Below are 1,341 nucleotides of genomic sequence, written 5' to 3' on the forward strand. Positions count from 1 at the left end.
GGGGTGATGGGTGGCTGGTCGTTGCTTGAGAACTACACAGTGGACGCGAGCATCTGTGGCCAAGTTTTTAAGGGCGCACGGTGGATGCCTTGGCACCAGGAACCGATGAAGGACGTGGGAGGCCACGATAGTCCCCGGGGAGCCGTCAACCAGGCTTTGATCCGGGGGTTTCCGAATGGGGAAACCCGGCAGTCGTCATGGGCTGTCACCCATGCCTGAACACATAGGGCATGTGGAGGGAACGAGGGGAAGTGAAACATCTCAGTACCCTCAGGAAGAGAAAACAACCGTGATTCCGGGAGTAGTGGCGAGCGAAACCGGATGAGGCCAAACCGTATGCGTGTGATACCCGGCAGGGGTTGCGCATGCGGGGTTGTGGGATCTCTTTTTCACAGTCTGCCGGCTGTGAGGCGAGTCAGAAACCGTTGGTGTAGTCGAAGGACATGCGAAAGGTCCGGCGTAGAGGGTAAGACCCCCGTAGACGAAACATCAGCGGCTTGCTTAAGAGACACCCAAGTAGCACGGGGCCCGAGAAATCCCGTGTGAATCTGGCGGGACCACCCGCTAAGCCTAAATATTCCCTGGTGACCGATAGCGGATAGTACCGTGAGGGAATGGTGAAAAGTACCGCGGGAGCGGAGTGAAATAGTACCTGAAACCGTGTGCCTACAAGCCGTGGGAGCGTCGCGCATTGAGTTTACTCAATGCGTCGTGACTGCGTGCCTTTTGAAGAATGAGCCTGCGAGTTTGCGGTGTGTTGCGAGGTTAACCCGTGTGGGGAAGCCGTAGCGAAAGCGAGTCCGAATAGGGCGATTTTAGTAGCACGCTCAAGACCCGAAGCGGAGTGATCTAGCCATGGGCAGGTTGAAGCGGAGGTAAGACTTCGTGGAGGACCGAACCCACCAGGGTTGAAAACCTGGGGGATGACCTGTGGTTAGGGGTGAAAGGCCAATCAAACTCCGTGATAGCTGGTTCTCCCCGAAATGCATTTAGGTGCAGCGTCGTGTGTTTCTTGCCGGAGGTAGAGCACTGGATAGGCGATGGGCCCTACCGGGTTACTGACCTTAGCCAAACTCCGAATGCCGGTAAGTGAGAGCACGGCAGTGAGACTGTGGGGGATAAGCTCCATGGTCGAGAGGGAAACAGCCCAGAGCATCGACTAAGGCCCCTAAGCGTACGCTAAGTGGGAAAGGATGTGGAGTCGCAGAGACAACCAGGAGGTTGGCTTAGAAGCAGCCACCCTTGAAAGAGTGCGTAATAGCTCACTGGTCAAGTGATTCCGCGCCGACAATGTAGCGGGGCTCAAGCGTACCGCCGAAGTCGTGTCATTGCAGTACATAC

1 rRNA gene (running past one end of the window) is annotated in these 1,341 nt (G+C 56.4%); it reads left to right on the forward strand.

The features are described from left to right. Window positions 1-57 precede the first annotated feature (57 nt). Window positions 58-1,341: ribosomal RNA gene (locus ABZ135_RS38580) — 23S ribosomal RNA — on the forward strand; it runs 1,485 nt beyond the window's last position.

The sequence above is a fragment of the Streptomyces sp. NPDC006339 genome (genome assembly GCF_040612775.1).
Taxonomy (GTDB): domain Bacteria; phylum Actinomycetota; class Actinomycetes; order Streptomycetales; family Streptomycetaceae; genus Streptomyces.